The organism is Bacillus sp. AK124, assembly GCF_053903085.1.
In genome coordinates, this window is the sequence record NZ_CP096378.1 from 3,191,241 (window position 1) to 3,218,239 (window position 26,999).

At 47.2% G+C, this 26,999-nt stretch carries 27 protein-coding genes; 12 read left to right on the forward strand and 15 right to left on the reverse strand.

Going from position 1 to position 26,999, the window contains the following annotated elements:
- Positions 1 to 36: 36 nt before the first annotated feature.
- The 4 genes from M1E06_RS16080 to M1E06_RS16095 all read right to left on the reverse strand — a co-directional run bounded on the left by M1E06_RS16080 (position 37) and on the right by M1E06_RS16095 (position 6,514).
- Positions 37 to 2,997: an AAA family ATPase gene (locus tag M1E06_RS16080; protein WP_020450790.1), complete on the reverse strand. Its 2,961-nt coding sequence runs from the start codon at positions 2,995 to 2,997 to the stop codon at positions 37 to 39.
- Between the two features lie 13 nt (positions 2,998 to 3,010).
- On the reverse strand, positions 3,011 to 4,237 hold the full coding sequence (locus tag M1E06_RS16085) for a metallophosphoesterase family protein (protein ID WP_186440884.1): 1,227 nt from the start codon (positions 4,235 to 4,237) through the stop codon (positions 3,011 to 3,013).
- 119 nt (positions 4,238 to 4,356) lie between these two features.
- Entirely contained in the window at positions 4,357 to 5,625 is a 1,269-nt protein-coding gene (locus M1E06_RS16090) for an ABC transporter permease (RefSeq protein WP_020450788.1), read from the reverse strand.
- Entirely contained in the window at positions 5,618 to 6,514 is an 897-nt protein-coding gene (locus tag M1E06_RS16095) for an ABC transporter ATP-binding protein (RefSeq protein ID WP_020450787.1), read from the reverse strand. Before M1E06_RS16095 ends, M1E06_RS16090 begins: the two co-directional genes overlap by 8 nt.
- A gap of 117 nt (positions 6,515 to 6,631) precedes the next feature.
- Here M1E06_RS16095 and M1E06_RS16100 point away from each other — a divergent pair, with 117 nt between their 5' ends.
- Positions 6,632 to 6,817, forward strand: coding sequence for a YhzD family protein (locus tag M1E06_RS16100; RefSeq protein ID WP_026579962.1), 186 nt, complete (start codon positions 6,632 to 6,634; stop codon positions 6,815 to 6,817).
- Between the two features lie 72 nt (positions 6,818 to 6,889).
- Here the strand turns inward: M1E06_RS16100 and M1E06_RS16105 are convergent, their stop codons facing one another.
- The 4 genes from M1E06_RS16105 to M1E06_RS16120 all read right to left on the reverse strand — a co-directional run bounded on the left by M1E06_RS16105 (position 6,890) and on the right by M1E06_RS16120 (position 9,321).
- A complete protein-coding gene (locus M1E06_RS16105; protein WP_020450785.1) occupies positions 6,890 to 7,168 on the reverse strand; it encodes a hypothetical protein in 279 nt (92 codons plus the stop codon).
- A gap of 4 nt (positions 7,169 to 7,172) precedes the next feature.
- On the reverse strand, positions 7,173 to 7,310 hold the full coding sequence (locus M1E06_RS16110; RefSeq protein ID WP_023856549.1) for a hypothetical protein: 138 nt from the start codon (positions 7,308 to 7,310) through the stop codon (positions 7,173 to 7,175).
- Positions 7,300 to 8,418, reverse strand: a complete 1,119-nt coding sequence (locus M1E06_RS16115) for a Rap family tetratricopeptide repeat protein (RefSeq protein ID WP_020450784.1) — start codon at positions 8,416 to 8,418, stop codon at positions 7,300 to 7,302. The genes M1E06_RS16110 and M1E06_RS16115 overlap by 11 nt, the downstream gene beginning before the upstream one ends.
- A 126-nt stretch (positions 8,419 to 8,544) precedes the next feature.
- Positions 8,545 to 9,321 carry an enoyl-CoA hydratase gene (locus M1E06_RS16120; RefSeq protein WP_020450783.1) on the reverse strand — a complete coding sequence of 259 codons (777 nt, stop codon included), beginning with the start codon at positions 9,319 to 9,321 and terminating at the stop codon, positions 8,545 to 8,547.
- 200 nt (positions 9,322 to 9,521) lie between these two features.
- Here M1E06_RS16120 and M1E06_RS16125 point away from each other — a divergent pair, with 200 nt between their 5' ends.
- From M1E06_RS16125 to M1E06_RS16135, 3 genes are all read left to right on the forward strand, one after another.
- A complete protein-coding gene (locus M1E06_RS16125) occupies positions 9,522 to 9,851 on the forward strand; it encodes a hypothetical protein (protein ID WP_020450782.1) in 330 nt (109 codons plus the stop codon).
- Between the two features lie 63 nt (positions 9,852 to 9,914).
- Positions 9,915 to 10,412, forward strand: coding sequence for a cation:proton antiporter regulatory subunit (locus M1E06_RS16130; RefSeq protein ID WP_023856548.1), 498 nt, complete (start codon positions 9,915 to 9,917; stop codon positions 10,410 to 10,412).
- 6 nt (positions 10,413 to 10,418) lie between these two features.
- Complete coding sequence (locus M1E06_RS16135; RefSeq protein ID WP_020450780.1) at positions 10,419 to 11,630, forward strand: cation:proton antiporter; 1,212 nt, start codon at positions 10,419 to 10,421, stop codon at positions 11,628 to 11,630.
- Positions 11,631 to 11,709: 79 nt separating this feature from the next.
- Here the strand turns inward: M1E06_RS16135 and M1E06_RS16140 are convergent, their stop codons facing one another.
- The 4 genes from M1E06_RS16140 to M1E06_RS16155 form a co-directional block, all read right to left on the reverse strand.
- On the reverse strand, positions 11,710 to 13,215 hold the full coding sequence (locus tag M1E06_RS16140) for a coproporphyrinogen III oxidase (protein ID WP_020450779.1): 1,506 nt from the start codon (positions 13,213 to 13,215) through the stop codon (positions 11,710 to 11,712).
- A gap of 143 nt (positions 13,216 to 13,358) precedes the next feature.
- Positions 13,359 to 14,222, reverse strand: a complete 864-nt coding sequence (locus M1E06_RS16145; RefSeq protein ID WP_016886434.1) for a Cof-type HAD-IIB family hydrolase — start codon at positions 14,220 to 14,222, stop codon at positions 13,359 to 13,361.
- A 448-nt stretch (positions 14,223 to 14,670) separates the two neighbouring features.
- Complete coding sequence (locus tag M1E06_RS16150) at positions 14,671 to 15,024, reverse strand: YlbF family regulator (protein WP_016886435.1); 354 nt, start codon at positions 15,022 to 15,024, stop codon at positions 14,671 to 14,673.
- 122 nt (positions 15,025 to 15,146) lie between these two features.
- Entirely contained in the window at positions 15,147 to 16,277 is a 1,131-nt protein-coding gene (locus M1E06_RS16155; protein ID WP_020450776.1) for a DUF445 domain-containing protein, read from the reverse strand.
- A 329-nt stretch (positions 16,278 to 16,606) separates the two neighbouring features.
- Between M1E06_RS16155 and M1E06_RS16160 the strand changes: the two genes are divergently transcribed.
- From M1E06_RS16160 to M1E06_RS16180, 5 genes are all read left to right on the forward strand, one after another.
- On the forward strand, positions 16,607 to 17,692 hold the full coding sequence (locus M1E06_RS16160) for a YheC/YheD family endospore coat-associated protein (protein ID WP_020450775.1): 1,086 nt from the start codon (positions 16,607 to 16,609) through the stop codon (positions 17,690 to 17,692).
- Complete coding sequence (locus M1E06_RS16165; RefSeq protein ID WP_216904233.1) at positions 17,689 to 19,047, forward strand: YheC/YheD family endospore coat-associated protein; 1,359 nt, start codon at positions 17,689 to 17,691, stop codon at positions 19,045 to 19,047. The genes M1E06_RS16160 and M1E06_RS16165 overlap by 4 nt, the downstream gene beginning before the upstream one ends.
- A 143-nt stretch (positions 19,048 to 19,190) precedes the next feature.
- The gene (locus M1E06_RS16170) at positions 19,191 to 19,409 is read left to right on the forward strand and encodes a YheE family protein (protein WP_171866274.1); all 219 of its coding nucleotides are present in this window, start codon (positions 19,191 to 19,193) and stop codon (positions 19,407 to 19,409) included.
- Positions 19,410 to 19,427: 18 nt separating this feature from the next.
- Positions 19,428 to 20,309, forward strand: coding sequence for a PucR family transcriptional regulator (locus M1E06_RS16175; protein WP_146873849.1), 882 nt, complete (start codon positions 19,428 to 19,430; stop codon positions 20,307 to 20,309).
- Between the two features lie 115 nt (positions 20,310 to 20,424).
- Positions 20,425 to 21,531 (forward strand): ABC transporter ATP-binding protein, encoded by a 1,107-nt coding sequence (locus tag M1E06_RS16180; RefSeq protein ID WP_146873851.1) that lies wholly within the window; start codon positions 20,425 to 20,427, stop codon positions 21,529 to 21,531.
- A gap of 50 nt (positions 21,532 to 21,581) precedes the next feature.
- Here the strand turns inward: M1E06_RS16180 and M1E06_RS16185 are convergent, their stop codons facing one another.
- Complete coding sequence (locus M1E06_RS16185; protein ID WP_146873853.1) at positions 21,582 to 21,806, reverse strand: hypothetical protein; 225 nt, start codon at positions 21,804 to 21,806, stop codon at positions 21,582 to 21,584.
- Between the two features lie 233 nt (positions 21,807 to 22,039).
- On the opposite strand from M1E06_RS16185, the gene M1E06_RS16190 reads away from it, so the two are divergent.
- The 3 genes from M1E06_RS16190 to M1E06_RS16200 all read left to right on the forward strand — a co-directional run bounded on the left by M1E06_RS16190 (position 22,040) and on the right by M1E06_RS16200 (position 23,204).
- Positions 22,040 to 22,243 carry an alpha/beta-type small acid-soluble spore protein gene (locus M1E06_RS16190; RefSeq protein ID WP_020450770.1) on the forward strand — a complete coding sequence of 68 codons (204 nt, stop codon included), beginning with the start codon at positions 22,040 to 22,042 and terminating at the stop codon, positions 22,241 to 22,243.
- 170 nt (positions 22,244 to 22,413) lie between these two features.
- Positions 22,414 to 22,557, forward strand: coding sequence for a hypothetical protein (locus M1E06_RS16195; RefSeq protein WP_165688282.1), 144 nt, complete (start codon positions 22,414 to 22,416; stop codon positions 22,555 to 22,557).
- A 23-nt stretch (positions 22,558 to 22,580) separates the two neighbouring features.
- Entirely contained in the window at positions 22,581 to 23,204 is a 624-nt protein-coding gene (locus M1E06_RS16200) for an NAD(P)-dependent oxidoreductase (RefSeq protein WP_254114893.1), read from the forward strand.
- A gap of 20 nt (positions 23,205 to 23,224) precedes the next feature.
- On the opposite strand, the gene M1E06_RS16205 is transcribed toward M1E06_RS16200, so the two are convergent.
- Both M1E06_RS16205 and M1E06_RS16210 read right to left on the reverse strand, forming a co-directional pair.
- Positions 23,225 to 25,243, reverse strand: a complete 2,019-nt coding sequence (locus tag M1E06_RS16205) for an ABC transporter ATP-binding protein (protein WP_080131302.1) — start codon at positions 25,241 to 25,243, stop codon at positions 23,225 to 23,227.
- Entirely contained in the window at positions 25,240 to 26,994 is a 1,755-nt protein-coding gene (locus tag M1E06_RS16210; RefSeq protein WP_216904231.1) for an ABC transporter ATP-binding protein, read from the reverse strand. Before M1E06_RS16210 ends, M1E06_RS16205 begins: the two co-directional genes overlap by 4 nt.
- Positions 26,995 to 26,999 lie beyond the last annotated feature (5 nt).

The following is a 26,999-nucleotide window of genomic DNA, read 5'->3' on the forward strand; positions in this document are numbered from 1 at the left end:
CCGTTTTCCTACATAAAATCATTATAGCACACACTTTTATTTGTTAGTTATACCCTTTACTTCCACGTTTTTCATGACGGGAGGCAGCAGGATCACATCTTCGTCGTGAAAAGCTTCTCTTACATGTTCATGACACGTAAAATACAAGATTTGCTGTTCTTCGCCTGAAAGCTTTTTTAAGATGTTCAGCACTTGTTTAAACCTCTCCTCGTCAAAGTGGACAAAGCTGTCATCCAGCTGGAACGGCAATTTGACTTCCTTTTGATGGGAGAGGGCCAGAGCGAATCGGATCGCTAAATAGAGCTGTTCACAAGTTGCCTGGGACAGTTCGTGGGCGTAAAAAATAGCCCCGTCTTTCCGCATGACCATCATGGATTCATCTGTTTCAGAAAAATAAATTTTTTCGTATTGCCCGGCAGTCAATGGGTTCAGTAATGTTTCAGCCGTCTGTAACAGCTTCGGAAGCCGAACCTTCTTATGTTCATCGATCTTGTTTTTGACCGCCTGCCGGATCAGCTTGACGGCTGCCCACTTTTTGGCCAGTTCGGCGACCCGCTCTTTTTGCATTCCGGTCTGATAGGCGAGCTCGGATACCGCTCCCGATTCCTCAAGTCTGACCAGTTCCGCATGGACATTCGCCGCCTTTTGTCTTTCTTCTGCAAGCTTATTTTCTATACGGGCTCTTTTTTCCTGCGCCTCGGCCAGCTTTCCTTTCAGTTCTGCAAGAGAGTGTTCTGATGCAAGCATGACGGCCTTCTCGTCCTGCCTGCCGAGCTCTCTTTTGAGCTGCCCGAGCCTTGCCGTTAATTCTTTTTTGGCTTGGTCGCGCTTCGCCAGACCGATGAACATCTCACGGCCGTCCGCCCCTGCTTTTTGAAAGAGTTCGCCAATTTGGGATTGGAAGTATTCCGTCTCTTTTGTCAGCTCTTTGATTTGTTCGGCGGTATGCTTTAAAGACACGTCCGCTTCCTGTTTTTGCCGAAGTTTTTCTTTTTGGGAATCAAGCGCGCTTTTCAGCTGAAACACCTGCTCTTGGACGCTTTCGCCAGCGCGGCCGAGAGATGAGACAAGCTTTCTCAATTCCGATTCAAAGGATGCTTTTTTAGCCTGAAGGCGGCTCAGCTCTTGCTCGATATCCCGCTTTTTCAACATTTCCTCTCGGAGTTCCTTGATCAAAGCGTACGCATCGGCTAAAAATGACGGGTCGATTGACAGGTTCAGCTCTCTCAAATAGCGTTCGGTCTTCTCCTGATACGGACGGATATCCTTTTCCCACGCTTCGAACTTCTTAATCGCTCTTTCATATTCCGCTTCTCTCTGTCTGAGCTCTGCTTGTTTTGCGATAAGGAGCTGCCGGGTTTGGTCGTCCTTCCACAGCTCTTCCCTCAAAGCGTTGTCACTCACTCCGCTTTTTGTACCGCTGCGATCAATGTCGTCCAGCTGTTTTTGAATAAAAGCCGCTGCCACGGAAGGCTCGGGCTTTTTTAGAACAACAGCGGCAAATATGAGCAAGATCGGCACGAGTAAAGCGCCCGGGAACCACTCCTTGAAAAAGAGCGCCGCACAAGCTGCCGCAAAAGCAGCACAAAGCGCTACTGCAAAAGCGGTCTTTCTTCTTTTCATCCGAACCTTTTGTTCTTGCTTCAGATAGGACAGCTGAAGGAGCAGCTCTTCCCGCCTTCCGGCATGGCCGCCGGCGGACGCAAGCCGGCTGAGGGTTTCCTCCTTTTGCTTGCGGACATCTTCCGGCATCACTTCATTGCTGAGAGCGGCGTGGGCCTGTTCAGCTTCCTCCAGATCAGCTCTCGCCTGCTCAAAGCGTTCGTCAAGCGACCGTTTCAGTTCACGCAGCTCGATGTATGCCTGAGCGGTTTCCTGCAGCTTCCACTCATATTCATACGCGGTGTCCGCATTGAGGATATCGCATTCCTCGATTTTCAGGCGCCCAAGCCCCGCTTGAACCCGTCCGTTAATCTGGTGAAGCTGATCAGTCAAAGACGCGATTTTTTCGGAATACGACTGGTAAAACGGATATGCTTTTAAAAGCTCTTCCGCTTCGTGCTCGAGAAAGTCTTCAGCCGGTGCAAAAGCGGCGGCCCGCTGTTCCAAACGGCGCTTTTTCTCTTCCAGCGCCTTCAGCTGAGCCGCTTTTGGATGCAGGTGGGATTCGAGCTTTTCAAGCTCAAAAAGTCCGCCTTCGGGGAAACGGCTTTCCCCTGAGCCGCCGAAAGATGCGAGCTGCTCTTCCAGCTGGCGTTTTTCCGCGGCTGCCGGCAGAATCTCAATCGCCTGCTCGATTTGTGAGACGAGATGCTCAAGATCTTTTAGCAGTTGTCCGCTGTCCTTTATTGAGGCCTCAGCGCCTTTTTTTTCGTTTAACAGGCGGTGGTAGTCGCCTTCCCGCGCTTTCGCTTTTTTCAAATCTTCGGAAAGCTTTTTTAACCGGTCGAGCTCCTGATTCAGTTCAGGTTTCCGGCCGTTCGGTTTAAACAGCTCTTCCTGCTTTTTCACGAGGCCGGCATCCATCTTTGAAATCGCTTCAGAGCCGAACAGACTCGAAAACAGCAGAAAACGGCCGATTTTGTCGCGGTTGAATTTATGAATTTCCTGAAGGCCGAACACGTCAAATGAATAGATCGCTTTATACAGCTGTCTGTCGACGCCTGACAGCAGCTCATTTAAAAAACCTTCCGGCTTCGTGCTGCCGTCTTCCAGATAAACGGTGACCCGCTCAGGCTTTCCGGCCGTTCGTTCGATCCGGATCTGCCCCAAATCAGGGTGCCCGACCTCAAGCATCCCCCCGTAAATAACGCCCGTTTTCGGCTCATACCGTTTCGTCTTCGGAAAACCGAACAGCACGCTTTCAATAAACGACATGAGCGTCGTTTTCCCGGCTTCATTGAGCCCGTAGACCAAATGCAGATTTGAAGGAGACAGGCGAAATGTCTGATTGGCAAATTTACCGTATCCGTATATATGTATCGCATGTATATTCACCCTGCACCCTCCCTTATCTTTTCAATGTCTTCAGTTCATGAAGCAGCAGTTTTTCCGCCTGCGCGCGAATGTCCCGGAAGTCTTCTTCATGAAACCGCTCTCCGTGCCTTCTAAAGACCGGATGCCGCTCCAAATCGTCAAAAATCAGGCTGAAATCCTGAAATTCCTGCATTTCTTGCAATAGCTCCTGAAAAAAAGCGTCCCGTTCAATTCCAGACAAGGCGGCATCTGTTTGATCTTCGATCGCGGTAAGCCAGATGAACGCGTCTTCCTCCCGCTCTTCTTCATGGAAGATGTCAAGGATCTCGTCCACGATGCCGGCCTGTCCTTCCGCCAAATAAGAGGGTGTTTCTCCTGTCAATACCACCTTGACGCATGCCGGCTTGCCTCTGTTTCTGAAAGATTGAAGGGCATCCTGCATCAGGCTGATCAGCTCTGTCATCTGCTTTGTCTCTGAGATATCGATGCTGGCCGTTTCCCACAGAACATCCGATAAGGCTTTAAATTCGAAGGACAGTTCTCCGCCGCAAACATTGACGAGATAGCAGCCTTTCTCTCCCGTTTCCTTCATGTGCCGCGATTGCGTGTTTCCCGGATAAATCACCGCCGGTTCGGAGGCTGAAATGACCTGTCTTTTATGTATATGGCCAAGCGCCCAGTAATCCATCCGGCCGTTTTTTAAATCTTGAAGGGAAAAAGGACAGTACGGATCATGGCCGCTCTCCCCGGAAAGCGTCCCATGAATCATGCCGATATGCAAGGGCGCGTCGGTCGTTTTTTTGATTTCAGCAGCCTTATTGGCAAAAACAGAGCGCTCGGGATAGCTGTAGCCGTAGATGCTTGCGGCGAGCCGGCCGTCTTTGTAAAACGATTTTTCTTCAATGTCTTCCGACGAGAAAATGTGGACGTTGTCCGGCCAATCAATCGGCGTCCAATCGGCGCCCAGATGATCGTGATTGCCAAAAATCACATAGACTTGGATGTTGTTCTCTTTCAACTTTAAAAATTGCTTTCTCAAAAACATCTGTGCTTTTAAACTGCGGTTTGCTTCGTCGAAAAGATCGCCGGCAAGCAAAATGAAGTCGGCCTCTTCATCAATCGCAAGCTTAAACACATTTTCAGCGCTTTTAAATGTGCTGTTTTTGATCCGCCGGTAAACCTCTTCGGGTAGCCGGCTGATGCCGTGAAACGGACTGTCCAGGTGAAGATCGGCCGCATGAATGAAAGTGATGTTTGTCAATCTTCTGCTCCTTTTCATAAAATATTCTGCTCCCATTCTATCACGGGTTGAAAGCGAATGCACGTTCTACTCTTTGCACGAAAAAAGCAGCTTTTCTTTCAAGCTGCTTTTCTCTTTCATTATCGATCTTTCGACAGACGAAGCGCCTGTTTGATATTTTTCAATCCGCCGCCGCTCGTGTACATGAGCACGCCGCCTTTATACACCCTCGCCCCGATGACGGCGAGAATCACAATGGTGAGAGCGGTAATGCCGATGCCGAGTGCCGCTTCCCAAAACGGAATATCAAGCACGCCGACTCTGAGAAACATGATCATTGGCGCAAAGAACGGAATGAATGAAGTAACGGTAATGAACGTTGAATCTGGTGTGCTTAGCCCGACCATGGCAATTACGAATCCTGCGACGACCAGCAGAATCATCGGCGAAATCATCTGCTGAACATCTTCAATCCGGCTGACGACGCTTCCGAGAAATGCCGCAAGAGTTGCATAGAGGAAGTAGCCGAGCATCAAGAAAATGGCCGCGTACACAAGCGTTGCAGTAGGTACGCCGGAAATGTCAAGAAATCCTTTAATCATATCGGCTGCATCCCCTCCCTTTTCCTGGCTGGACTGGAGCGAAAGATAGCCGACAAGAAACAGTGCGGCAATCTGTGTCAATCCTAACAGAGCGACGCCGAACAGTTTGGCGAACATTTGCTGGACAGGCGGCACGCTGGAAATTAAAATTTCCATCACGCGGGAAGACTTTTCCGTCGCAACTTCTGTCGCGATCATTGACGCGTACGTCAAAACCGAAAAATAGATGACAAACAGCACAACATATACAAGTCCTGTCGCCTTTTGAAGCTCTTCCTCGGTTTTCGCTCCTTCTTTCAAGGCGACACTGTTGACTTTTACCGGTGTAAACAGTTCACTCAGCTTTTCCTGTGGTACGTTCAATTCAGCCGTTCCAACGGCAACCTTTGCTTGTGAGAGCGCCTGTTCAATCGTGGAGACAGCTGTGGAATCAGCGATTTCGAGCGCTTTATACGTTCCCTTCAGCACGCCTTTTTTATCTCTGTCCAGGATTAAAATGCCTTCAAGCTTTTCGTCTCTGACGTCTTTTTCAAGCTCTTTTTCCGGTTTATCCGCTTTTTCGACTTCCAGCGCTTCATCAGTGTCGAGTGCTTTCACTTGCTGGGCAAACGTGTCGTACAGCTGATTTGAACGGTCAATGACGGCGATTTTATCACCCTCTCCGCCGTCATCAAACATGGAAATAATCGATCCCAGATTTGTGACGAGCACGACAAGCGCAAGCGTGATCACCGTTGAAATGATGAACGACTTTGTTTTCAGCTTGCTGAGATATGTATGAAAAAGAACAATCCAAAACTTATTCATAACGGGCACCTACCTTTTCGACGAAAATATCATGTAAAGAAGGCTCTTCAAGTTCAAATTTTCTGATAAACCCGCGTCCTTGAAGCATTGTAAACAGCTCTTGAGAGACTTCTTCATTTTCGACCTGCAGGCGGACTCCTTCGGAATGATCCCGCCATTTGACGATACCGTCCGCCTCTTTCAAGAAGCTCAAGTCGCCGTCTGCGTGAATCGTGACATTCTTTCTGCCAAAAGAACGTTTGATTTCTTTTAATTTCCCTTGAACGACAGGCGTCCCGCGCTGCAAAATGCAGACGTGTTCGCACAGCTCTTCGACATGCTCCATTCTGTGGCTTGAAAATACAATCGAAGTGCCGTCGTCTTTCAAAGAAATGACCGCGTCTTTTAATAGCTCGACATTCACCGGATCGAGACCGCTGAACGGCTCGTCGAGAATCAAAAGCTCCGGCTTGTGCAGCACGGCCGTGATGAATTGAATTTTTTGCTGGTTCCCTTTGGAGAGCTCCTCAACCTTTTTGTCGGCGTATTCCGTAATATGGAACCGTTCGAGCCACTTCTCCATTTCCTTGAGCGCATTTTGCTTTGTCATGCCTTTCAGGCGGCCAAGGTATACGAGCTGATCTTTCACCTTCAGCTTCGGATACAGTCCGCGCTCTTCGGGCAAGTAGCCGATGCTGTTTGTGATACCGTAGTTAATCGGCTGTCCTTTCCATGTGACAGTACCCTCTGTCGCATTCAAAAGGCCTAATATCATTCGGAATGTCGTCGTTTTCCCTGCTCCGTTGGCGCCGAGCAGACCGAACATTTGCTTGTCTGGAATCTCCAGCGTCAGATCGTTTACAGCTGTAAATGAACCGAACTTTTTCGTGACGTGATCGATTTTGAGCATAATAACTCCTCCTTCCAATTTACAATCATACGTTAGTCATACCATTTTAAAAAGGATTTTTTTGATTTTTATATAATTTTAAACAAATAGATCATATTTTGAGAAAGGGGAAGAGAAATGGAAAATTATTATGTAACCGTTTTCGATACTGGTGGAGAAACGCTTTTGAATGAGCGATTTGAAGCGGCCGATGATGAAGAAGCGAAAGAGAAAGGAAGAGGAATGCTGAAGGAAAAGCAATTTTTGGAGCATACACACCGGGTAGTACATTCGTCCGGTAAAATCATTGTTTTCCGGAGCTGACTAAAATACGGGGCAAGGCGGCTCTTTTGGGGAAGGTCTCCCGCTGCCGCCTGCCCTTTAATCCGCCAAACACTAGTGGATCATCATAACAATGAGCAGTCCCATGTTGATGAAACAGAGTAAAAACGATAAGCAAGCGACGCCTTTATTTTTTCGCAGAAAATAAAGGCCATTGACCGCCAGCACACAGATGATGACGGCATCAAACAGTCGAAACAGCAGATCCTGCAAGCTGTAGGCCGGAGCGAAAAAACAAATCACAGAGACGATCAGGATGAAAAGGCAAGAAACTGTAATATACATCGTCCATTCTTTCGCTGCGTCAGCCCGCTCATTCTCAGATGAAATCATGTTCTTAAACTCGGGCCTCCTTGTCAGTCGTGATCATTTTGTCCGCGTACAAGGAAGGAGCTTTTCCCACATCTGCCAAAAAGCCTGAAGACGTTAACACAACAGCCAGCGACACCGCGACGAACAACAGTTTAGCTTTCATACAACGCATCTCCCCTTTTGATTTTTCGTCTTGCCTGAGCGCACTTCTCATAGTAAAAAATGGCATCTTCAAGCCGCTCCATTTGATTATAGTACTGGGCTGCGTCTAAAGCCAGCTCTTCAACAGCGGCATATAAATGGTTTGACTCCAAATAATCAAATCCGATTTCCACGGCTTTCCGATCCCCGCCGTCCAAATACAGCCCGGATAGAATGTTAAGCTTGGCCGCGTGTTCTTCATCTCCGAGCGATGCCGCACTTCGGATGCCTTTTTCATAACAGTCGGCCGCTCCGACATGATTTCCCTGTTTTAGACGGACGTACATTAAGTTGTACAGCACTTTTGGAATATATGATGAACTTTCCTGTTCAAAAATGGAAAGGGCGCTCTCCATATGATCTGAGGCTTCCCGGTACAATTCTTGATGGAAATAGCAATTTCCCAAATTAAAATGAGCGGCTGCCGTCAAATGGCTGTTTTTGATTTTCGCGGCGTCTTCAAGCGCGTTGGCCAGGCTTTTCAGCGCTGGTCCGTATGTCATCGATTCAACCCAATTGCCGGCAATGATAAAATCGCAGAAAATCTTTTTTTCTTTTAGCGTCTCATACCGGTTAAAAATGTCGGAAGCGAGCGTCGCATAGTTGATCGATAAATATCTCTGGCTGATATAATAGTAGATTTCCGCCAGCTTATAATAAAATTCCGCTTTTTCAACCTCGTCTTCCAAGGCGCTGACTTTTTGTTCAGCCGTTTTATAGCAGCCGATTGCTTTGACAAACCGCTTTTGTTTGAACTCATACATCCCTTTAAAAAACCAGTAATAATAGTTTAGTAAACCTGTCATTTGGTCCTTTTTCTCTTCTAAGTCGCGGAGGTTTTTTTCAATATTTTCAGTCTTTTGTGGTTTCAAATAGCTGAGCATCAGCTTATGCCTGAATTCGAGCAGCGAATAGTAGAGCAGGACGTCCTGATTTTCTTCCATGTCTTGAAAATCATTTAAAATTTCCGCTTTCAATGATTCACTGGCGGCGATCTGATTTTTCCGAATGGCGTTGTACCAATCATTCAGCTTACTAGCAACGTATTCAGATGGAATCTTCTGTTTCAATTTCCCCGCCTCCCAAGACTTCGTACAGACCTGTGTCCTTATGAATCATTTTATAGAAACTTAAATTTTTTTACAATTGCTTCTGCACATCATTTCCCAAGGTCAATTTCCTGTCGGGCCCTCTTGTTATACTTGCTGACGGTTAAATTGCGGCTGGCGCTTTTCTAAAAATGCGCGGATTCCTTCCTGATGGTCGCTTGTCAGCCTCATTTTCATTTGGGCCGCTTTCTCGAGTTCAAGCGTTTTCTGCAGCCTACCGCCATTCAGCGCCTGATAGATCTTTTTTGTCTCAATCATCGCTGCCAGCGGAGCGTGCAGAAGCTTTTCAAGATAGATGCGCGCAAAACGGCCGGAGTCCCCGCTGAATACAGCGTCTGCGATCCGAAGTTCGTGCGCTTCGGCCCCCGTCAATTGTTTCCCGCTCCAAATCAATTCTTTGGCCGCAGCTTCACCGATTCTCCGCTCTAAAAAGAAGTGTCCGCCTCCGTCGGGAACAAGCCCGATGCCGATAAAATTCATCGCCAGCTTCGCCTCTTTTTCGACCAGCACATGGTCGCAGCTGAGCGCGAGGCTCAATCCCAGACCTGCGGCCGCCCCGTGGACAGCCGCTGTCGTCATCTTCGGCATGCTGTAAAGCTTCACCGCAATTTCAGAAATTGTGTCAATGACGCGGGCAGAGCTGTCTTGATCTCCGGAAGACAGCATCATCTTAATGTCTCCGCCTGCCGAAAATCCTTTGCCGCTGCCTCTCACAAGGAGAAGCAGCGATTCGCTTTCCTCTGCAATACGCAAAGCTTCATTCAGTTCTTCAAGCATTTTTTCATTCAAGGCATTGTACGCCTCAGAGCGATTCAGCACAATTTCAAAAATCCCGTCTTCGTCTTTCCATTTGATATACTCCATCTTGCACCTCCGTGAATACGATTTTGTAAGATATTAGCTTAATTAATTCCACCTTTTATTTTCAATACCTTTTTTCATGTGAAAATCAGCTGAATGATTTTCAATTTCAAGATCAATTGATACTGAAATAAGCCTTTTTAGTTGAATGATTTTCTTTGTTTATATATAGTTATTTATAGAAAGCATGTGAGGAAAGGGGGATGAGCGTAATTAAATCATTTTTGACGTTGATGCTTAGTTTATGCATGTTAACAGTACCATTCGCCGATCAGGAGCAAAACCCTGTTTGTGATCCCGAAGCGGAATATCATATGTCTCTAAACACCTCAAAGTTTGAGACACATGCAGTGAACCCCTCCCCTTTTACAAAAAGCTTTCTTAACCATCCAGGAAAAGCCGCAAATATTTCTGTCTTTGACGCACGTTTCTACACTCATTTCATTCCTCGATTCGAGGTTCAATCAAATGAATTAATTCTTAAAAAAACTTGCGCTATTCCTGTGAAATACCAATCTAATTACCTCTCCTGATTTTCCTTTTTTACCTGCATAACTTTTCAGCCGAATGGGGAAATTTATTTTGGAGGGATATGATTGAATATTAAAGAAAATGATCTGCCGGGTATCGGCAAAAAATTTGAAATAGAAACGAGAAACCATGAAAAAATGACGATTGTCGTTCATGATGACGGAAGAAGAGAAATCTATCGTTTTGACGACGAAGATCCCGATGAAATCGTGACCAACATCTCGCTTGATGACGGCGAAGCAAGGCAGATCGCCGCCATCCTCGGCGGAATGGTCTATAAGCCGCAGGCGCTTGAATCGATTGAAATGGCGTTTAACGACCTGATCATCGAGTGGTTCAAAGTCGAAAAAGGAGCAAATGCCGTCGGCAAAACTCTCGGTGAAATCGACGTCAGGCAAAACTACGGCGTCACTGTCATCGCGATCATTAAAAAGAATCAGGAAAAATTCTTGAATCCCGGTGCGGATTCCGTTCTTGATGAAAATGATACACTCGTCCTGTCCGGTGAAAGAAAAAACCTCAAGGAAATGAAGCAGGCTTTTCTTTCCCGAAAGGAAGGGTGATGCTCTTTGGATCATCTAGTATTTGAAGTCGGCACCGCACTCTTGCTTGTCGCGATTGCTGCCTTAATTGCGAATCGGATTAAATTCTCGATCATTCCCTTTTTAATTGTTCTGGGGATGATCGTAGGCCCGCACGCTCCGACGATCGGTATCATCAACTTGAAGTTTATCGAGAGCTCGGAGATCATCGCCTTTTTCGGCAGAATGGGCGTCTTGTTTTTACTGTTTTATCTCGGACTAGAATTTTCGATCGGAAAGCTTATTAAATCAGGACGGTCCATCGCCGTCGGAGGAAGCATTTATATTCTGATCAACTTCAGTTTAGGCCTCATGTTCGGGTTCATCGCGGGCTTCGAGTTTCTCGAAGTACTGATCATCGCCGGGGTTATTACGATTTCTTCGAGTGCGATTGTCGCCAAAGTACTTGTCGACCTAAAGAGAACAGCGAATCCGGAAACCGAACTGATTCTCGGAATCATTATGTTCGAAGATATTTTTCTCGCCGTTTATTTATCCGTCGTCTCGGGGCTCGTCCTAGGTGACTCAACTTCAGTCGGATCGGCGCTGCTTTCGATTTTGATCGCTTTTGGCTACATGATATTGTTCTTTATCGTTGCCAGGAAGCTGCCAAAATTGTTAAATCGGCTGTTTGATATCCGTTCAAACGAAGTCTTTATTATCGTGATCTTTGCGCTGCTGTTCTTTGTCGCCGGCTTTTCGGAAACGATTCACGTTGCCGAAGCAATCGGCGCCCTGCTTCTCGGACTCGTGTTTTCCGAGACAGAACATGCAAGCCGGATCGAGCATTTGGTTGTGCCGTTTCGCGATTTCTTCGGTGCAATGTTTTTCTTCAGCTTCGGATTGAGCATCGACCCGTTTACACTGGGAGATGCGGTATGGCTTTCAATCGGCGCTGTCATCCTTACCTTGGCCGGGAACTTTATCGCCGGCATGATCGCAGGCAGAAGGGCCGGACTTTCTCATAAAGCTTCATCCAATATAGGCTTAACGATTGTCTCACGAGGCGAGTTTTCGATCATTGTCGCCAACCTCGGAATCGCCGGCGGACTTTCGGTTACATTAAAGCCGTTTGCCGCTTTGTACGTACTGATCCTGGCAATTTTGGGGCCGCTTTTGACAAAAGAATCAAAACGGATTTTTCAAATGCTGAACAAAATATTTAAGTGGAAAAAATTCAAAACAAAACAAAGTGGATGACAGAAAAGGAGACTTCGCCAGGATTGGCGAAGTCTCCTTTCGTTTTGCCCAGGGACTGTCCCGTTTTAAACCGAACCTTTTAACTGCCTTTGGCATTCTTGTCAAAAAGCCCGGACAGGTAGCGAAGCTTTTCTTCTGTATAGTGTTCAAATCTGTCATTGTACGTTTTCGGGTCTTTCGGGTTGGAGAAGTGTGTGATCTTTCCCGTTTCCGGATCGACGAATTTGCTCGCAGCTCCGCAGCCGATCCCGATAATCGTCTGTTTTTCCTCCATGATCATGATGTTATAGATGCTTTCCTGGCCGGGAAGGGAATAGCCTATATTCTCCAGGTTGCCGAGAATGTTTTTCTGCCTGTACAAATAGTAGGGATGGTAGCCGTGCTGTTTCGTCCACGAGACAGCGTCATCCATCATCGCGACAATCTCCTCGCGGTCAGCCACCTTATACTTATGCTTGTTTTTCGTCATTTCAGACGCGCGCTTAAATGACAGCGTATGGACGGTCAATGATTCGGGCATTAATTTTTCGGTTTCGGAAAGAGAGTTTCTGAATTCTTTTACCCCTTCGCCCGGAAGGCCGATGATCAAATCCATATTGATGTTCGACATGCCGGCATTTCGCGACAGATGATACTTTTCGATCGTTTCTTCGACCGTATGGTGGCGTCCGATCGCTTTCAGCGTTTCATTCTCGTAAGACTGCGGATTAATGCTAATTCGGTCGATATTCCATTTTTTTAAGACTGCGAGCTTTTCCTCTGTGATCGTATCGGGCCGTCCAGCCTCAACTGTGACCTCGCGGATGTTTTTTACATCGGGAAATGAACGGTACATTTCTTCATACAATAGATCCATTTCTTCAGCGGTAATGCTTGTCGGCGTTCCGCCGCCGAAATACACGGTCGTTATTCTGACATCGTTCTCCTTGAGCCATTCGCCGATTTTTTGCATCTCATAGTGAAGCCCCCACAAAAATGAGCCGACCCGTCCGGCTTGTCCTCTGATCGCATACGCCGGAAACGTACAGTAGGCGCACTTCGTCGGACAAAACGGGATGCCGATGTAAATGCTGACTTCTTGACTCAGCTCATACAAATCGGGTACCGCTTTCAGCTGACGGTCAATGATGTTTTGCATCAGTTCGATTTTTTCGTCGTGAATTAAATAATCCCGTTTCAGCTCGGCATGTGCCTCTTCCTTTGGCATGCCGCTCTCCAGCTTTTTATGAAGCAGCTTTGTCGGACGAACACCGGTGAGAATCCCCCATTTCTGAATGATTCCGGTATGCTCCTGAAGCATGCTCAAAAAAACGTAGGAAACGGTATTTTTCACCTGCTTAAACGCTTCCTTTTCCGTCAGTTTGGGGTCAATGTTTTTGGCATATTCCGCTCTAATGTCCGTATCTTTTATCATACCCGAAGCCTTGACGCCGTTCTCTTCCCGGTCGTAGCCGAGAACGATCGCAAGGTCTGCCGGCGCTTCTTCGCCAAAAGCGACTTCGCTTTCTTCAAAGAATAAGTTGGCTATATGCTCAAGCGGTCTCTGGAACCTTTCATCTTGGAGCCCTTCTATATAAATGCGCAATGTCATCACCTTTTTCGTTTCAAAACTTTCTTTAGTGTACAAAAATAAATGGCCAAAATCAATCCGGGAAACAAACATTCCTACGTGGCAGCGATGAATGAATAATCCCCGCATTCGAGTTGAAAGCGGGGATTCTATCAGAATCAGACTTTTTTAATATGGAATTTTTTAAGAAACCCTTTACTTTGCTGCATTCTGAAGTATTCTTTAATCATATAAGCGACGCCCTGTTCATCATTGGAGCGCGTCACCCAATCCGCTTTTTGTTTGACTTTCTGAGGAGCATTGCCCATTGCGACTCCGAGTCCGGCAAGCTCGATCATCGGGAGGTCGTCGATTTCATGGCCGATCGCAACGACATCTTCCATTTTTAGACCGAGGTCGGCGGCGAGCATCGTCAAGCCTGCTTCTTTGGAAACCCCTTTATGGACAATCAGCATTTTTTCCCCCGCTCCAATGATGTCGACGAGAGGAAATGCATTTGTGATCGTCTGCCTGATTTCTTCGGACTGTCCTGTTGAGCAATAAACCTCGATCACCGGTGCGCTGACCGGTTCATCCATCAGCATATCGCTCAGCGAATCGACAAACTGGACGGGATAAAAAATCGGGTCAGACGGGTGAATCATCGTTTTCCCCAGCAGGTTTGAATTCGTTTTTTTCCGGTTTCCAATCGAATATTTTTCATGGAGGATTCTGATATTGCAATCATAGCTTTCCAGTATTTGAACAAGGTTAAATGTCTGTTCTTCGGAAATCCTTTTTTCTAATAAAGGATCGTCGATTTTGTCCGCTATGATGGCTCCGCTGTGCGTAATCAGCTTCGTATCCAGCTTTAAAGATTTGGCGATTTTTTGAGCGGAGCGAAAATGTCTGTTCGTCACAAGCGTAACATATACACCTTTCTTCTTTGCATATTCGATCGCTTCCTTCGTTGCGGGATGAAGCCGTCCGTTTGTCCGAAGCAGCGTTCCGTCTATATTCAGCGCAAGCATTTGTTTTGACACCAGGAGGTCCCCCTTCTTTGATGACTGAATCTGTTATAGAGGATATGTCCCGATCCCTTTTTTTAGAACAGCCCTCTTGATGCACATACTAAAAAAAGCCTGTTTTCACAGACTTTTTACTTCGCATCTTGTGGATACGATCATGATTCTCCCTCATATTCAAAACAGTGAATTTAACGCCCCTTTCGTTCAATTCACCGTATATTGATAACCCCTTTATTTGACCAGCAGACGTGCTTTCAGTCTGTTAATTTCCTCTATACCCCTTATCATTTTGCCGCCAGTCCGTTTTTCATGATCGTATCCCGGCAAAAAAATGAAAGCACTTACATTTAGTATTATCGCAACTATTTCATGAATTGACAAGTCTTTTTTTAAATCTTTATGAACGTTATTTGTTCACTTAGTGAAAAAATCCCCTCTTGCCTTGACAAGGGGGGATTTTTTATCAGCTCTCTGGGTTTCCGTAAAGCTCTTCCAAAGGCTTCATGATGATTTTGTTTAATTCAGCAATCAGCATGCTCATCCGCTGTTCCGCTTCCATCAGCTGCGAGATTTTATCATGCTGCTGGACGAGCGCCACGGATTTTTGCGCTTGTTCGACTTCTTCCTGTGTGATGTCTTCGCCGTTCATCTGTTTTTGCTGAAGGTTCATTTGAATATCGCGAAAGTTATCAAACATCTTTTTAGCAGATGGGTCGCCATTCACCTCATCATAAAGATTTTTCAATCGGGAATATTCATCGCTTTGTCGCAAGGCTTGCCCCAAGTCATAAGCCGAGTCATGTAAATTGACCGTCATCCTGATCCGCTCCTTTCCTGCCTGTATTCTTCTTATGGAATCGGCACCACTCCACTATAACAAACTATGGAGCGTTTTTCACAGTTATACGATAATTCCGTTTGAACAGGCCGTCTTCAGCCTCAGATCAAAATCACAAAGATGGCTTGCACGGCTCCGATAATTCCGCCAAGCAGACCGCCTAAATACGTGATCATTTTGAACTCCCGCTTGGAAATGGACAGCACCATTTCTTCAAGACGTTCAACAGGGAAGTTGTCCACCTGTTCCTTGACGATTTGCTCGAGCTCCAGCTGCTTGAGCACTTGATCCAGGCGGCGGCCCGCCTCTTCGAGAAGCCGGTCGGCGATCTGCGGCAGGCGCAAAGCGATCTCCCGCTCAACACTGGCAATAGAGGAGCCGATCGTTTTTTCGAAAAACGGCTGAAGCGAGAATCGTTTCAAAAGCTTTTCCTTCAAATCGAAAATGAGAGATTTGAGATTCCATTTGTCATCCGCTTCCTTGAACGTATATTCTTTCAGCTTGTCCCATTCGTTTTCAAGCAGATCCGTTAAAAGACGCGCGGTCTCGCCGTTCTTTAAAAACTTCACAATCTCCGGCTGAACGCGGTCAACCAGACTGCTGTTGCCTAAAAACATCTGCACCATGCTGCCGAGCATGCCCCGTTCTTTCAAAAAATCGTCAATCATATGTCCGAGGCGTTCCTTTCCTTCGTCGCTTTCAAAGTAGGTGACAGCCCGGCTTAAAATATAGCCGGACACCATCGGAATTTTCTCTTTCAGCTTTTTCTGGGCCTCAAGAGGGATAAGCTCTTTGAGCGGTTCATTTTCATGTGCCTCTAACAATGCGGACAGCTTCTCATCCGTCCATCTGGATACCGCCCGATCCGCTTTTTGGGCGGGATTTGAAATTCCGATGCTTTCCAATGCTTCTTCAACGGTGGCCGTTGATTGCGAGAGGTGCGCCAAGATCCGCTCCCCAACCTGCACCGCCTGGCTTTTAACCGCATCGGATGCAAGCCTTTTTTTGATCCCTTCTGTTGTCAGCAGATGGCCTGTGACCATCTGTCCCATCTGTCTCGCCAATTCATCGCGCCTTTTCGGAATTAATCCGGGTGTAAAAGGAACCCTCTTTCCAAATATGTAGACCGCTTTATATGGGCGAAAAAGCATTTTAATCGCAAAATGGTTCGTTACAGCGCCGATAAGTGCACCGACTGCAATCATAACGGCAAAAACCCCAAATACATACATGTTCTTTTCAACTGCCTTCCTTTTTACCTGACATCTTAGCTGCACAGCGTGGGCCTTATGGTCGATCCTCACCGTCTTGCCTAACGTTATTATAGTAGCTGAATAAAAGACGGGCAAATAACGGAATGGAGCAAGCCGCTTCAAAATACAATGGGTCAGATGGCAATTGTATGAAGGGCGCTCTAAAATTTTTAATCATTTCCAATTTACAAAAGCCTATTTCTGCAATCTCAAGCGTATCATGAAACAGAAGTCTATATATTAAAGTTTGCCCGAAGTTTGACAGTCTCAGCCTGTTAAGCCTTGTTTTTCATGAAGGAGGTATAATCATGATGACGCTTGGATTTATGTCGCTGTCGCACGAACATGAAAAAGCCTATGCCGAAGAACTGGCCAAAATGGCTTCGGACTATGGAATCCGGTTTATCCGTTTCACGCCCCTGGATATTTCCCCCGGTTCCCTGCTTGTGAAAGGGCTCTCCTTTCACCCGAAGTCAGGACAGTGGAATGAAATTGAAAGAGAAATCCCGGAATTGATCTATGACCGCTGCTTTTACGGCAGAGATCAGCAATCGAAAAAAGCAAAACCGATTGTCGAATGGCTCAAAAAGTATCCTAAAACAACATTTTTAGGACTCGGACTTCCTGACAAATGGACGGTTTTCAAAGCATTGAATGCCGATCCCGTCATCAAGTCCTACCTTCCTGCCACATCGATTGCAGAAAACGCCCAGGATATCCTGCGCAAGCTTGCAAAAGAAAAAGCGTGCATCTTGAAGCCTGCATCCGGATCAGGAGGCCGCGGCATCATTCACCTCGAGCTTACGGGAAAAACGGTCAAGGCCGCCTACCAAACCGGAAAACACAAACAGCTGAAGTCATTTTCGAAACAGGCTTCATTTGAAACGTGGTGTCAGAAAGTTCTTCAGCACCGCTATTTGCTGCAATCGTTCCTCGATATTCAAGACAAAGACGGTTTTCCGTGCGATATCAGGCTGCTGCTTCAGAAAAACGGCAGTGGAGAATGGGAAACAGCCGGCAAAACGGTAAGGCGGAGCTATCAGCACGGACTGCTTGCAAACCTGGCCGGGGGCTCAGAGGCGGTGAGCTTTGACAGCTGGCTTTTATCCGTGCCGAAAAAGCGCCAGGCCGTCCTTCTCGATGATTTAGAGACAATGGCGCAGGCCGTACCCCTGGTGCTTGAATCAAATCACGGACCATTATTCGAGCTCGGCCTTGATATCTGCCTGACGAAAGACGGAAAAGTCTGGCTTCTGGATGTCAATTCAAAGCCCGGAAAGCACGCTTTTATTAAGCACTCTCCTGAAAAAAGGGAGCTTTTGTATAAAGGTCCTTTGGAGTACTGCTCATTCTTAACGGCTTCAGCCGGCGCGAAAGGGGCTGAGAAAAGATGACCGGTCAACCGCTGACCGTCGGCATCCACCAGACGAGCGAAAACACGATGCTCCTGCCCGCTTCTTTTAAACAGGACGGTTTGTTATTCGCGGCTTTCGGTACAAGTGTTGAACGTTGCCACGTCTCATTTGACAGCCATTTGAAGCGCACCGTTTTATTATCTGAAAATCTGTACAAAAACCTGCGGATTCCGTACCGCGGCAAAGCCTCCCTGATTTTCCGCGACAATACCGTCTATATCGGACCTTTAATCGGGATTTTCACGGCCGGTTTTACAAAATCGCAGCTGGACCCTGTCAGAGGGAGGTCTTTATTTTTTTCGAAGCTTTTGACGATGGATCTCCCGGCAGGAGGCTACAGCTATCTGTTCGGAGCGCACCAGATAGATTGGGAAGAAGGTACAGTGCAGGCTCTCATTTTCAGGGAAAACGGCTGGGAGGAGGCCACAGTCCCCCTTCCCAACGTCGTTTACGACAGACTGCCGAACCGCAAAGCGGAAGAATCCGCTGCTCTGCGGGAAACAAAAACCCGTCTTATGGATGAATACCGGATTCCGTGGTTCAACCCGGGCTTCTTTAACAAATGGGAGATCTATAAATGTCTGCAGCAAGACGAGAGGACAGCGGAATTGCTTCCATTTTCGGCATTGGAGCCCGATGCCGGTAAAATCGAAGACATGATCGGTCAATACGGCTTCATTTATGTAAAGCCCGCCGGCGGCAGTTTGGGCAAAGGCATACTCCAGCTTTCAAAACGGGAAGAAAACGACATTCTCGCCAGACATGCCGAAGGCGTCACATCTTATTCGTCCGCTGCTGAATGTTTAGATGAATGGCAGAGACTGCACAAACATACTTCTTATCTCGCCCAGCAGGGCATCGAACGGATCGAAGTGGATCATCATCCGGCAGACTTCAGGGTTCATACAAACAAAAACGGAAAAGGCCAATGGACCGTCACAGCCATCGCGGTCAAAATCGCTGGAAAAGACGGAATTACAACCCACATGTCGAGCGGCGGTGCCGTCAAAACGCTTGCAGAGCTATATGATGATCCTCAGGAAAGGCTTCACACTCTGCAAAAACTGACAAAAGCGGCGCTCCTCCTCAGCCGGGTCCTTGACGAAAAGCTTGACGGTTTCATCGGGGAAATCGGCTTTGACCTCGGATTGGACCGTTCGGGAAAAGTGTGGCTGTTTGAAGCCAATTCCCGGCCCGGCAGGGGGATCTTCTCCCATCCCCGTCTGGCATCTGTCAGCAGCTTAACGAAGAAAAGAAGCTTCGAATATGCTTCTTATTTAACTGAACAGTCCATCCTTAATCCGGAGGACATGTGGCATGACCTCAAGCCGTGAAGAACCTGCTTCTTCACGGTATTTTTTTGAAAAGCTCCACTTGAAAAGAATCTATGATCTTTTCTGTGAATGAGATACAATGATAACAAATCAACGTGTAGACAGCTCGCTGGATTTGACCCACCTGAAATCAATGAAGGAGCGTGGCGTTTATGATTTCTCATTTTCAATGGAAGCCGCTGTTTAAAAAAGAAAGGCTTCCCGGCTGGAAAATATCGTTTTATCATAAAGGGATTCACTATGAAGGAATCTATCATAAATCAGGGGAAATCGAGTGGGGCAGCACCTATCCCCCGCACGATGACGAGCCTTCCCTGAAAAGCGAAATTCATGAATTAATGCTCTTCCATATTTACGAATAAAGAAAAGGACGTTGTCGTATGCTGGAGAAATTAAAGACGCTTTACGGTGAACGGATGATTGTATCTGAGGCTGTTTCAAAACACGATGCATTATGGTTTCAAACGGACGAAGGCGAGACCTTCGGCGTTTTGAAAAACGCGGTCACCGACCGGGAAAAAGAGCTGCTCCATTGCCTGTTCCGGCCTTTCTCAGAACCGCGTCCCGAACAGCAGCTGACAAAGCGGGAGAAAGAATGGCATCAATATTTTTTTCGCAATGCCCCCCTTCCAAACCCGGGGAACATTCAGCTGATGCAAGGACATTTTTTTAAAATGGAGCATGTACCTGAAGAAAGACAGGCGATCAAAGAAGCGGTCTGCGGCTTTTTTAAAGACCCGCTTGTGGTATGGTACGACCGGCACGAAGCTGTCATCGTCCACGAAAATCCTTCGCCGTTTCTCGCCAAAAAAGAGCTGTCCGAGCTTGCGCATGCACTGACAAGCGATTTCATGGCAAACCCTGTGTTTTTCAGCGGCCAGCTTCATCCAGTCAACGGATCGCTTCAAGGCAAAATCAGCTTTGAAAAACAAATGTTTCATTATATGCTGGAAGCGGGTGACATCGGAAACGTCGCCACGTTTTTCCAGTGTCTTCCGTCTTTTTTGACGGCAAAACCCGAGCGGGTTCATGCTTCTTCGTTTTCGGACGCCGTAAGAGAGGCGCTGTCTGATCCCGAGACATCCCTGACCATCAAAACGTATATGAGATGCAACCTTAATGCCTCTCTTACAGCAAAACGTTTGTTTATCCACCGAAACAGCCTGCAGTACAGAATTGATAAATTCATCGAACGGACCGGGATTGACATCAGACAGTTTGAAGAAGCAGCCGCTGTTTATTTGATGATGTATCTCCTTTAGCGGCTTTAGCAACTTGCACGAAAAGAAATTGTGCACCATGTCCATTTACACCGACCTGCCGTTTTTTATAAACTAAGACCAGATAAAGCGCTTACATAAAAGAGGGGGAGAAAAAATGGCGGAACTCGTGCTCGATCGGATATACAAAGTGTATGACAACAAAGTCACGGCTGTGGATAATTTTAATCTTCATATCGATGATAAGGAATTTATCGTCTTTGTCGGACCGTCAGGCTGCGGCAAGTCGACAACGCTCAGAATGATCGCAGGACTTGAGGAAATTACGGATGGCGAATTCACAATCGACGGGAAACGGATGAATGATGTCGCTCCCAAGGACCGCGACATTGCGATGGTATTCCAAAACTATGCCCTTTATCCGCACATGAACGTCTATGACAATATGGCTTTCGGTTTAAAGCTGAGGAAGTTTCCGAAGGATGAAATCAAACGGCGCGTCCATGAAGCGGCCAAAATTCTGGGCCTTGAACAATATTTGGACAGAAAGCCAAAAGCGCTTTCCGGCGGACAGCGCCAGCGCGTTGCCTTAGGCCGGGCAATCGTTCGGGACGCAAAGGTGTTTCTGATGGATGAACCGTTATCAAACCTTGATGCCAAATTGCGCGTACAAATGCGCGCCGAAATCACAAAGCTTCATCAGCGCCTGCAGACGACGACCATCTATGTCACCCACGACCAGACTGAAGCGATGACGATGGCTACGCGGCTCGTCGTCATGAAAGACGGAATCATCCAGCAGGTCGGCGCGCCGAAGGAAGTCTATGAAAATCCGGAAAACGTGTTTGTCGGCGGCTTTATCGGTTCTCCCGCAATGAACTTTTTCACCGGCACTCTAAAAGAAGACTTGTTTACATTTGACGGCGTTTCGGTTCGCGTGCCGGAAGGAAAAATGAAAGTTCTGCGCAGCCAGGGCTATGCCGGCAAGGAAATCATCATGGGAATCAGACCTGAGGATATCCATGACGAGCCTGTTTTCATTGAAGCGTCAAAAGACTCAAAAATCGATGCGAAAATTGAGGTAGCTGAGCTGATGGGCGCCGAAACGATGCTTTATTCGCAAGCCGGCACGCAGCCGTTCATCGCCAGAGTCGATTCAAGAACCGACGTCCAGGCCGGCGATACGCTTCCTCTTGCGCTTGACATGAATAAAGCCCACTTCTTTGATAAAGAAAAGGAGCTTCGCATCCGTTCTGAAGAATAGCGGATTTAAACACTCTCCATGACCGAAGCATGCTGCGGCCCTCCGTGCTGCTATGCTTCGGTCGTTTCAATTTCAACGGTTTCTTCATAAGTACAGTCCTGGCAAGTATATAAATGAACGCATACGGTTTGCGTTTGTTTAAATGAATCGAACTCCATATACGGACTGTACGGACCGAAAAAATCGGTTGCTCTCCCCGCGTCCGCCATTTCCCCGCCGCACTTCGGACAATGCCTTGTCTGGACGATAATCCCATTGCACACTGGACACATCATCTGCTTCATCCTCCTGCTTTTTTTCTTAGCTTGCCCCATTCCCGGCCTTTTCGCCTTTCAACATTTACCAGATTGAAGCACGCATTTATTTTATCGAATCCACCATAATACGTAGTACAAACCAACATTGGGCTTTAGCCGAGAAGGCAGCGGTTTTCTTTTGGTGAAAGCCGGCAGCTGGTGCAACTCCAGTCAGCCCAACCATACCATTTTTATAAAGGAGTTTGATACAAATGGCTAATCAAAATTCTTCAAATCAACTGGTTGTCCCAGGAGCAGCTCAAGCGATCGAACAAATGAAATTCGAAATTGCTTCTGAATTCGGCGTAAACCTCGGCGCTGACACGACTTCCCGTGCAAACGGTTCTGTCGGCGGAGAAATTACAAAACGTTTAGTTTCCCAAGCTCAAGCATCTATGGGCGGTCAACAATTTTAAACAACTTCATATTCATGGATAACAGAAGGTGCATATCCTGCACCTTCTTTAGCGTGTCGACAAACTTTCACATTCATTGCCGGGGCGGCGGCCCGCACCTCTGGCATATCTTATGAAAGCCCGCACCCGCTTCTCCTTTTTTCATATGCTGATATAAAGGAGGAGTCGGCATGCAGCTGATGTTGAGCATCAATTGGGAATTGATTCAATTTGTCGGGATTTCTCTATTGAATGAGTATGTCTCAAATGTCCGCCCTTATCATGGAATTTTTTGCTTTCGCGGGGCTTTTTCTTCCGGACGATCTGACGTATGATAGATCCGATGGGAGTGATTATGTTGAAAATTGCGCTTTTTGGAGGTACAGGCCGTGTCGGACAGGCCTTTCTCAATTTTGTTGAAGAGGATGGGCGTTATCCCGTTTACGCACTTGTTAGGAGGACGGAAGGCGCCCGCATTCCGGATAAATGCTGCCAAGCGCTTACAGGGAACGCCAGGAACCAGCATGACGTCGAGTCTTTAATAAAAGATTCGGATATCGTTGTCAGCTGTTTAAACACAGATGGAGACGATACATTGACCGTCTCCATCGAACATATGATAAATGCCATGAACGCACATCGGATTAAACGGCTGATTACCATCGGAACGGCCGGTATTTTAAACGCGAGGCAGAACCCGGACCTTTACCGCTTTGAAACAAACGAATCAAAACGGCGCTCGGCGCGCGCAGCGCAAGAACATGCCCGTGTGTACGAACGTCTCCGCGAGTCTGAATTGGATTGGACGATCGTCTGCCCGACATATCTCCCCGACGGGCCGGCATTGAAGACATACCGTTTTGAACAGGATGTTCTGCCGGACGGCGGAAAAGAAATATCGACCGGCGACACCGCCCATTTTCTTTTCAAACAGCTTGAGTCAGACCAGTTTGTCAAGGCAAGGGTGGGGCTTGCTTATTAAAGCCGGGGTGAAGATCCGGCTTACCCTGTCAGGGTTCCTTTTCCCTTTTGCAGTTCATACATTTGATAGTATTGTCCTTTTTGCTTCATCAGCTCTTCATGATTTCCCCTTTCGATAATCCGGCCTTTTTCAAGAACGAGAATCTGGTCGGCGTTTTTGATCGTTGACAGCCTGTGGGCGATGATAAAGGTCGTGCGCCCTTGTTTAACAACATCAAGCGCTTTTTGAATGACCGCTTCTGTTTCCGTATCGATATGGGCCGTTGCCTCGTCTAAAATAAGAATAGCCGGATCATATGCCAACGCACGCGCAAACGAGATCAGCTGTCTTTCCCCTGACGAAAGGGTGCTTCCTTTTTCGATGACCGGCTCGTCAAGACCTTTCGGCAGGCGGGCGAGCATTTCAAGTGCCCCAACCTGTTTCAAGGCGGCTTCTATTTGATCTCTGGTCAAATCAGCATTGTCAAGGCTGACATTTGAAGCAATCGTGCCGGAAAATAAGTAAGGATCCTGGAGAACGATGCCCATCTGCTTTCTGATTTCCTGCCTTGACATATCGTATATGCTTCTGCCGTCGATTTTGACATCGCCCTTTTCAATATCGTAAAAGCGGAAAAGTACATTTAAAATGGAGCTTTTTCCTGAGCCTGTATGGCCGACCAATGCAACGGTCTCCCCTTGCTTCGCTTCAAATGAGATGTTTTTCAGCACATCTTCACCGTCATGATAGCGAAAAGATACATCTTCAAATACGACTCGCCCCCGCGCTCTTTCGCTGCCCGGCTCTTTGACGTCGACGCCTGGCTCATCCAGCAGGCGGAAAACCCGCTCCGATGATACGCGAGCCAATTCAAGCTTGGCAAACTGGTTGACAATGCCCGTAATCGGCTGAAATAAACGATTCAAGTAATCAACGAATGCATAAAGGACGCCGATTGAAATCATTCCTTCCGCGTTCAGGGCAGCTCCCCCGAAATACCAGATTAAAGCGGTGAACATCACATTTCTGAGAATGTTGACCAAGTTGTGGGACATAAGCGAATTCAATTTCAGCATTTTATTTTGGTAATGAAAGTGGCTCTCGTTCAGCTGTTCAAATTCTTCTTTTGTGTCCTGTCCGCGACGGAATGCCTGAATAATCGGCATGCCTTGAATCGATTCATTCATTTTGGCGTTGATCTCGCTGTTGATTGACCTGAGTTTATGATTGTAGCCAGAAGCGAATTTTCGATAAACGGCCGCCCAAATGACAATCAGGGGCAAAATCAACAGACAGACGCCGGCCAGCCTGACATCAAGGAAAAACAGCGCGGCGAATATTCCGGCCATATAAATGATATTTGTGACAAACGTCGAAAGAACGGTCACATACAGGTCGCGGATCGCTTCGGTATCATTCGTCACCCTTGCAACGATTTTTCCTGCCGGCAAATTATCAAAATAGCGGATAGGTAGCCTTTGAATGTTGGCGAATACATCCTGCCTCATCTTTTGAATGATGCGGTTTGCGCTCATCTGCAAGAGGTAGAATTGGCCGTAATGGAAAAAGATCGAGAAGACGAGAAGGCCGAAATAAATAGAAACGAGTGAAATCAGCCCTCCTATTTCAGGCTCGTAAAAAGCATACACTTCTGACAAAGACAGGCGATCGGCCTTGTAGGTTTCCGTCCGGTCTCCGCTTGTCATTCTCAGCTCTTCTCCGGATACCGTCCGCTCTCCGTCAAAGGAAACCGGTTCCTCCACAAAGTAGTAGTTCATGCCGACTTGAAAGATGTGAACTTCCTGCAGCTTTTCAGCTGAAGAGTCTGTCCTGTCCTCCCTGATATATTCCTTTCCTTTATAGGAAACGGTATATTTCGTCTTCTCTGTCGTTTCATACCACGTTTTTTCAATTCCAAGAATATGATCGTCGATCATCTTTTTGGCGATCATCGGTCCCGTCAGCTCGGCTGTGACGGCAATCGTCAGCATGACGAGCGCCCAGATGAGAATTTTTTTGTAAAGTAGCGCATATTGGAAAAGCCTTTTTCCTGTTGTCATGCTACAGTCCCCCCTTCTTCTCCCGAAGGAAGCTGCTGTGCTTCGTATTGTTCAAAATACCAGCCTTTCCGGCCGATCAGTTCCTGATGCGTCCCTCTTTCAACGATCCTTCCATTTTCCATGACGAGAATGAAATCGGCGTGTTCGACGGCCGACATCCGATGTGATGTAATAAAGGTCGTTTTGCCTTTCCGCCTGCTGCGGATGTTTTCAATAATCGCCGCTTCCGTTTTTGCATCGACGGCGGACAGCGAATCATCCAAGATCAAAATATGGGGCTCCGCAATCATCGCTCTCGCAATTGAAATCCTTTGTTTCTGCCCCCCGGATAAAGCGACGCCCTTCTCTCCGACCATTGTCTCCAAGCCGTCTGAAAGCATCTCAATATCCTTTTTCAGATGTGCTGCAGAGATGACATCGTATAAATCGCGTTCCTCGGCGAGTCGTCCGCCGAACAAAATATTGTCTTTCACCGATTTTGAAAACAACACGTGGTCCTGAGGCACATACCCGATCCAGCTGCGAAGCTGATCAAGCGGCAGGCGGTCAATCGGCACGCCCGAAATGGTGATCGTTCCTTTTCCTTTCGGGTACTGCCTCAGCAGCTGCTTGACTAACGTCGTTTTGCCGCTTCCCGTCTTTCCGACGACTCCGACCGTCTGTCCTTCTAATACGGTAAATGAAATATCGGCCAGGTTTTCCGACGCGGAGCTCGGGTACGTAAAAGCGACCCCGTCAAACACAATATCGCCCGGTTCCGCTGCTTCAGGTTCGGCGGGCTCTCTCACATCAGGCTCATATGCCAATGTTTCATTTACTCTGTCAAGCGAAGCATTTCCCCTCTGCATGACATTGATCAGTTCTCCGATCGCAAACATCGGCCAGATCAGCATGCCGAGGTACACGTTGAAAGAGACGAGTTCACCCAATGTCAGCTGGCTGCGGAAAACAAGATAGGCGCCGTAGCCAAGACCGATTAAATAGCTGATCCCGACCAAAAACTTCACCGTCGGTTCGAACAGCGAATCGATCAAAGCGACTTTCATATTTTTCTTGTACACATCAGCCGTCATGCTGTTGAACCGGCTGACATCATTTTTCTCCTGTACATAGGCCCGGATCACCCTTACCCCTGACACGGACTCAAGCACTCGATCATTTAAAGCGCCAAACGCATCCTGCGCTTCCGTGAAACGCTCATGAATTTTTTTCCCGTAAATGCTGATGGCAGCCGCCATCAGCGGAAGGGGAATGATCGAAGCAAGCGTCAGCTTCCAGCTGATCAAAAAACCCATCGTCAAAAGAATCGTCAGCATATACATCGTCGAATCGACCAAGGTCAAAATGCCGAAGCCCGCCGTCATGGAAATCGCTTTTAAATCATTTGTCGCCCTCGCCATCAAATCCCCTGTGCGGTTTTTCTCGTAAAAAGACGGGGGCATTTTCAGCAAATGGCCCATCAGCTTGGATCTGAGGATTTTTTCGACAAGGTTCGCTCCCCCAAACAGCTGATACATCCAATAATAGGACAAGATATAAACAACTGCGCCAAGCGCGAGAAATAAACCGATATAGCCGAGCATGCCGGCCTTTGAAAAAGTGCCCGCCTGCATGTCGTCAATCGCGTTGCCAAGCAGCTTCGGCGGAAACATTTCCAATACGTTTACAATAATCAATAGGACGACTGCTATCGTGTAGCGCCGCCAAGAGGCTTTAAAAAACCAGCCCAGCTTCCATAAAACAGAAAACATCTAAT